General features: G+C 42.1%; 5 protein-coding genes. 1 reads left to right on the top strand and 4 read right to left on the bottom strand.

Annotation, left to right across the window (positions count from 1 at the left end):
- Nucleotides 1–32 precede the first annotated feature (32 nt).
- Complete coding sequence (locus tag WA1_RS55010; protein ID WP_148662695.1) at nucleotides 33–230, top strand: hypothetical protein; 198 nt, start codon at nucleotides 33–35, stop codon at nucleotides 228–230.
- Nucleotides 231–873: 643 nt separating this feature from the next.
- Here the strand turns inward: WA1_RS55010 and hypB are convergent.
- From hypB to WA1_RS15400, 4 genes are all read right to left on the bottom strand, one after another.
- A complete protein-coding gene (gene hypB / locus WA1_RS15415) occupies nucleotides 874–1,563 on the bottom strand; it encodes a hydrogenase nickel incorporation protein HypB (RefSeq protein ID WP_017742652.1) in 690 nt (229 codons plus the stop codon).
- On the bottom strand, nucleotides 1,547–1,909 hold the full coding sequence (hypA, locus tag WA1_RS15410) for a hydrogenase maturation nickel metallochaperone HypA (protein WP_272819145.1): 363 nt from the start codon (nucleotides 1,907–1,909) through the stop codon (nucleotides 1,547–1,549). Before hypA ends, hypB begins: the two co-directional genes overlap by 17 nt.
- Nucleotides 1,910–1,912: 3 nt before the next feature.
- Nucleotides 1,913–3,106, bottom strand: coding sequence for an agmatinase family protein (locus WA1_RS15405; RefSeq protein WP_017742650.1), 1,194 nt, complete (start codon nucleotides 3,104–3,106; stop codon nucleotides 1,913–1,915).
- A 167-nt stretch (nucleotides 3,107–3,273) separates the two neighbouring features.
- The gene (locus tag WA1_RS15400) at nucleotides 3,274–7,503 is read right to left on the bottom strand and encodes a non-ribosomal peptide synthetase (RefSeq protein WP_017742649.1); all 4,230 of its coding nucleotides are present in this window, start codon (nucleotides 7,501–7,503) and stop codon (nucleotides 3,274–3,276) included.
- Between the last annotated feature and the right edge of the window lie 2 nt (nucleotides 7,504–7,505).

The raw sequence follows: 7,505 nt of genomic DNA, 5'->3' as shown, positions 1-7,505 counted from the left end.
ATCTTGATGACAACACTAGCAAGAGTGTGCGAATGGAGCCTTTACCAACAAACAAATATCTTTCAAAACTTAGAAAGAAATTACTCACCTTAACGAAACTAGGCCATCTTCCATTGCGATCGCCTCAAATCCTTATTGGGATAATACCTCGAATCCCACCTTTATCAGTGGCAAGTATTTTATATTTGGGGCTAGTTGTCGTACTCATGGTTTTTGGCGATCGCTCCTGAGTCCATGTTTGTGGTTGATCTTGCTGTTGTATATTGACTGGAACCTTGCTTCCCTAACAATGGTTTTGTTGAACAACTCAATTTTTGATTAAATTTACTCTGGTTTTTTCTAAATTAGACGTTTATTGGATGATTGTAAATTATCTCAGCTTTATTAAGCAAATGCAATAGTAGTTGAAAAAGTTGAGTAAACGGTTAAGCAAATCTTAAGTGGAAATTTAAGACAGTTAAGACACTTAAGCTAATGTTTAGAGGAAATTTAAACTCGTTAAAACAGTTAAGCGATAGTTAAAATATTTCAAACAGTTAATCAAGAATCATTACCAACTGTAACTACTTTGTAGCTATTCATCGTTGTGGATAGGTCAAAGTAGAGGAATTGCAATCGTTTGCTTTTTGAGTCTGATAATCCTGTACAGTTACAAGTTGCCAACCCGAATTTTGTGATAGCTCCATACGCTTTTATCCTCCACTATTCCAAAGGCGATCGCCAGATCGATTCCCGAGATTGCGCCCATAATCACCACTTTCAATACTGCTCGGATAAGGGAATTTGAGGTTGGGTAGAGTGTTACCCAACGAATGCTGATAAATGTTGGGTTTCGTTCCTCAACCCAACCTACGTGTTTTCGTATTTTTAGGTTTAATCGACAAGTATTTGACTCGCTTTTGTCTGTATACGCAGCCAATTTAACCAAACTTCTAATCCCTCACCTGTTTTAGTAGAAACAGGAATAATCTCCACATCAGGATTTATCTGACGGATGTTTGCTTCAATTTGGCTAATATCAATGTCTAAATAAGGAGCTAAATCTATTTTTGTAATCAGCAAACAATCTGCTTCTTGAAACATAATCGGATATTTTAGTGGTTTATCTTCTCCTTCAGTAATACTTAATAAAGCAACTTTTGCGTGTTCTCCTACTTCAAATTCAGCAGGACAAACTAAATTACCAACATTTTCTACCAAAACTATATCAAAATCTGAAGGATTGTATTCATCTTCCAGTCGATGAATGCCACCAGCTACCATTCTAGAATCTAAATGACAAGAACGTCCTGTATTTATGGCAAATACAGGAACATTATATTTTTCTAAACGTTCGGCATCTAAATGAGTTGTCATGTCGCCTTCAATCACAGCTATTTTTAACTCATTACTTAAAGCTTCTAGCGTGCGTTCTAATAATGCCGTTTTTCCAGCACCAGGGCTACTCATAATATTGAAACAAGTAATTCCCCATTCATCAAAATGTGCTCGGTTGTGGTCAGCACCTTGTTGATTAACATGAAGTAGGTTAATTCCTAATGCTGCGTCAAATGTTTGATGCATAAGCGTACTCTATTTTATCAATTTTCAACTCTCTACCCGAACGAATATCCTCCATTGGAGAATTACAGTCAGGACAAGCGTACCGCAAACCAATTTGTGGTGAATATTCGTGTTGGCAACGATGACAGAAAGCAATCAGTGGTGTTTCTTGAACGATCAATTTGGCTTTTTCTAAAAAGGTATTGCGTGTTTGGACTTCAAAAGCAAATTGTAAACTAGCGGGTTCAACGCAAGTAAACTTACCGATAATTAAGTGAACTTGAGAAATTTCTAGACGCTCTGGTTGAGATTCCCACCAATCTTTTACTGTTAAAATCAGTGCCTTTGTCATATCAGTTTCGTGCAAAATTTACCTCCATTCCTCAATTAATTCTGGTTGGGAAGCAGGATGAATATATGCAGGCTTTTGTTTGCGTGGTAATTGACCAGATAAAACTAGATGTGCCATGGCATCACAAATAACTCGTGTTGCCATTAAAGATGTCATATCACTAATATCATAAGGAGGTGAAACTTCCACAACTTCTAAACCACAAACAGGTACATTTCGGATAATTTTACCTAACAAATATAGGGCTTCACGCGGTAATAAACCACCGGGTTCCGGCCAACCAGTCCCAGGAACAAAACCAGCATCAATGCAATCAATATCGAAACTGATATAAACACAATCCGTACCGTCTAATGCTCTTTCCAAAGCAAAATCAACGGCTGCATCTAAGCCCATTTCGGTAATATCTGTCACTGTGAGGATATTTGTTGCCCTTTCTCGACAAACTTTAACACCTTGGCGCGGCACTTGCCAGCCACCAATTCCCAATTGCACTAGATTTTTTGCTGGGGCATTTTTAATATTTGTTGCATGAAACCAAGGACAGGTATGCATTCTTTCATCTAAATCTGTTTCCTGGGTATCCACATGGCGATCGAAGTGAATAATGCCTACTTTTTTATCGCCTAAATGACGACAAACACCACGCACTGTAGGAAAACCAATTGAATGATCCCCTCCCAAAATTACCGGGAATGCCCCAGAACTGAAGATATGAGCAACGCCCTTGGAAATTTGGTCAAAGGATTTTTCATTATTAGCTGGAATGGTGAAAATGTCACCGACATCACATAAAGTAATTTGCTCGCGCAAGTCTACACCAAATTCAAAATTGTAGGGGGTGTATAATGCGGAGATCCGACGAATACCTTGTGGACCAAAACGTGTCCCCGGTCGATAAGTCGTTCCAGAATCATGGGGAACACCAACGATCGCTACATCATATTCACCTACCCTACGCACATCCTCTAAATACGGTGCTTTCAAGAAAGTATTAATCCCAGCATAATGGGGAAGTTCACCGCGTGAAAAGGTAGGAATCGAGCGATCGCGTATACTTTCTGCTGCTTCTAACCCTAATTCTAGTCCTCTAGAAACTTCCTGTTGCCAGCCTGTAAGCGGTAAATTAGCTTCTTTTTCCAACGCACGTCCCGCTTCCGTAGAATTTGCTTGGAAATGAGAATTAGGATCGTTAAAAGATTGTTCAGTCATTTTCCGATTAACTTTTTATATAGGATAGCGATTCGAGCGAGATGTTGGAGTTGGTTTATTCTTCTGCATCAAGAAACTATTGTCATTTGTCATTTGTCATTTGTCCTCCTTGTCTACCTTGTCCCCCTTGTCCCCCTTGTCCCCCTTGTCCCCCTTGTCCCTACCCCCTACTCCCTTGCTTTCTGGATACAAGCCTTTAACTGTTCCGCTAAAACTTGAACATGGGGTTCCGCCATGATTGAGACATGATTCCCCAGCACAAAATGGATATCCACTGGCTCTGTAGAAAACTCACTCCAGCCTAAGGAAAAATCTTTGGCAACTTCAGATGCTAACTCACTATTGGGATCGTCCGGCAAATCCTCGTTAGCACGTAGAATAGTTATTTTACCCGGATAAAGCTCTTTTGGTACATAATCAACCAGACACAAACAACTAGTTTTATAAGCTTGTACAATATTTGTCAGTTGAGTCGTTTCGGCATTTGGAGCTAACATATTAGCTATTTTGAAATAGTGTAAAACGTATTTTAGTTGCTCCTCTACCGACAAGGGTTGCAGAGTTTCGTAGGAAATATCTACCTCCTTGTCTAAGTAAATTTCTATGCCTTTGCTCACTTCCGCTAACCACCTCGCATGCTCCCAATTTAGGTAATCAACAAGCATTTGCTTATCTTTATAGGTTGGTGCTGAAGAATCAATTATTGCTAGCAAAGCAACTTTTTGTCCTTGTTTGTGCAACTGTTGAGCCATTTCAAAAGCAACGTTTCCCCCATAGGAATGACCTCCTAAAAAGTATGGTCCCTGTGGCTGAACTGTTTGCATTGCTGTAACGTAAATACTAGCGACCTCCTCAATACTACCGATGGAACCTACTTTCTCGTACAGATCGTTTTCAAAACTATATAATGGTTGTTCCTCTCCTAAATAACGTCCTAAATGATAAAAATAGAAAGGTCTACCTCCTGCACCTGGAACGCAGAAGAAAGGTAAGTTTGTTCCATTGGGTTGAATGGCTACCAAACAAGAAGAATTTGAGTCATGCGAATCTTGTTGGATAATTATCGCCAACTGTTCAATAGTTGGGTTTTGGAAAAGAGTTGTTAAGGAAATATCTTTATCAAACTGCTGCTTAATTTGAGTCATTAAGTAGGTAGCTAAAAGGGAATGACCTCCCAGGTCGAAAAAGTTATCTTGTACCCCAATTTTGTCAATTTTCAGAATTTTTGACCAAATTTGCACTAGTTTCAACTCTAATTGGTTGCGTGCTTCAATAAATCTGTCAGAGTCACTGATGTGGGAAGGAGCTTGCAAGGCATGGCGATCTATCTTACCATTTTGTGTCAGTGGTAGGGACTCCAGGATGACAAAAGCATTTGCTATCATGTACCCAGGCAGTTTATTGCTGAGAAACTCACGGATTTCGCTTGTGGTAAGTGTCTCCTGTTTGTGCGGTACTACGTAAGCAACTAACCGCTTCTCACCAGGGCTATCTTCGCGGACAATGACGCAAGAGACCTGCACGCGATCGTGTTGATTGAGTACGGCTTCAATCTCTCCCAACTCGATGCGGAAGCCTCGAATTTTTACTTGGTTATCAATGCGTCCTAAGTATTCGATGTTACCATTAGGTAAATAACGCGCTAAATCCCCAGTTTTATATAATTTACTCTCTCCTACTTCAAAAGGATTGGGAATAAATTTTTCATTGGTTAACTCCGGTCGGTTGAGATAGCCGCGTGCTAAACCCGCACCAGCAATATGCAATTCTCCTGGTACGCCAACGGGAACTGGTTGCAGATATGCGTCTAAGATGTAGACTTGTGTATTGCCAATAGGGCGACCAATGGGGATTGATTCTATATTTGCCTCAATCTGTCTGGGGATAGGGTGACAACAAGTAAAGGTTGTGCATTCTGTCGGTCCATATCCATTAATAATTTGTGTCAATGGCAGATTTTCTAAAGCTTTCCGGACGTGTGCTACTGAAAGTGCTTCCCCACCAATGAGTAGCTGTTTAATTCCTGATAATGCCTGTGGGTCATCGTCAATGATGGAGTTAAACAATGCTGCCGTCAGCCATACAACAGTAATGCCATGTTTGTGGATTTCCTCGCGCAGCTTTTGAGATGTGGGAATCGATCCACAGGAAAGAACGCATTTTGCACCATGTAGCAAAGCTCCCCAAATCTCGAATGTAGACGCATCAAAAGAAATTGGGGCTAGTTGAAGAAATGTTTGTGTAGCATCGAGATGAACGTAGTTGACGCCAAACAACAGACGATTCACACCACGGTGTACAACTTCAACTCCTTTAGGCTGACCTGTAGAACCAGAGGTATAAATTACATAAGCCAAGTGAGTTGCTTGTACAAATGCCATCGCATTATCCTGACTGCATTGCTCAATTAAGTGCCAGTCAGTATCCAAACAAACCACTTGTGCAGTATGCTCTGGCAATTTGTGAACGAGCGATCGCACTGTCAACAACACGGAAATTTGAGCATCACGAAGCATAAAGCTCAAACGCTCTTGGGGATACTCAGGGTCAAGCGGCACATAAGCCCCACCCGCCTTGAGAATGCCTAACATTCCCACAATCGCGTTTATCGATCGCTCGACGCACAACCCAACTAGTACATCTGCTTCGACACCCAAAGAACGTAAGTGGTGTGCCAACTGGTTCGCACGGCAATTCAATTCATGATAAGTTAATTGTTCGTTTTCATACACCACTGCCACGGCATCTGGAGTACGCGCTACCTGTTGCTCAAACAACTGATGGATACACTTGTCGTGGGGATAATCTACTTGAGTATCGTTCCACTCCACTAACAATTGATGACGCTGTGCTGGAGTCAACAGTGGTAATTCTGAAATTCGCACTTTTGGATTAGCCACAATTGCTTTGAGTAAAGTTTGAAAATGTTGGGCTATGCGTGCAATTGTGGTTGCCTCAAATAAATCGGTATTATAACACCAAACGCCCTCTAAACCAGAAGGGACTTCCCAGTAGTTCACCTCCAGGTCAAACCTAGCTCTGACATCAATGGGCAAGGGCAGGTTCTGGATATTTAACCCTGATAAATTGCCAGAAGACTGGGGTGCATTCTGGAGGGAAAACATCACCTGCACCAAAGGGTTGCGGCTCAAATCTCGCTCTGGCTGTAGCTTTTCCACCAACATTTCAAAGGGTAAGTCTTGGTGGGCATAGGCTGATAAAGTGGTTTGCCGCACTTGTGCCAAAAAGTCAGTAAAGCTGGGGTTGTCAGAAAGATTGCCTCTTAATGCTAGAGTATTTGCAAAAAACCCCATTAACTTCTCAATTTGGGGGCTGTTGCGGTTGGCGATGGGCGATCCCACAACAATATCTGGCTGACCGCTATAGCGAGAAATTAAAACGAAAAAACCTGCCAGTAGGGTCATAAATAATGTTGCGTCCGACTCCTGACTCAATTGCTGGAGGCGTTGCGTGAGGTCGCGATCGAGCACAAAAGACTTAGCTCCACCCTGGAAGGTTTGGATTGGGGGACGCGGTTTATCGGGAGGCAGTTCTAGTACGTTTGGAACATCTGCTAACTGTTGTTGCCAGTAATTAAGTTGGCGTTCTAGGACTGAGCCTGTTAACCACTGGCGTTGCCAAAAGGCAAAATCAGCATACTGGATGGGTAGTTCGGGTAGTGGGTTGGGCAATCCTTGGGTAAAAGCTGCATATAACTGAGATAATTCACTAAAGAAGATGTTTAAAGACCAGCCATCATAGATGATGTGGTGCATCTTCAACAGCAGTACATACTCCTTGTGACTCAGTTGGAGTAGGGTGAATTGTACCAGTGGTTCAACCGCCAAATCGAAGGACGCAGATGCAAGAGACTCCGCCATTTGTCGAATTTGGGCAGTTTGTTCCTGGGTTGACAGCTCCTGTAAGTCATGGATGGGCAAAGTTACGGCAGTATCTGGGGCAATTTTTTGGATAGGTTTTCCGTCTAACGTGGGAAAAGTGGTTCTTAAGACCTCGTGGCGGCGGACAAGTTCATTGAGGCTCTGCTCCAGTGCCACTATATTGAGCGCACCATCCAGCCGCAATGCCTCCAACATATTGTAAGAATCATTGTCCGGTGAGAGTTGTTGGACAAACCAGAGTCGCTGCTGGGCAAATGATAGCGGTAACTCCGCATCTCGTGGCACTCTTTGAATGGGTAATTGATGAGTAGCTTTTACCTGCTTTGCTTGCTGTAAAAACAGCATAATTTCTGTTTTACGCCCAGCTATTTCTTGGCGCAGCATTGGTGTTAAAGCTCCTTCAGGTGCGCGACAACGCAGGCGATCGCCATCGATCTCCAGGTTAATACTCAAGTTGCTCAGGTGACAAATGAATTCAACAATGCTGTTAGTCATGC

The organism is Scytonema hofmannii PCC 7110 (assembly GCF_000346485.2).
Classification (GTDB): Bacteria; Cyanobacteriota; Cyanobacteriia; order Cyanobacteriales; family Nostocaceae; genus Scytonema; species Scytonema hofmannii.
Note: the sequence above shows the minus strand (reverse complement) of the source record. Positions and strands in the feature narration are given on the sequence as shown.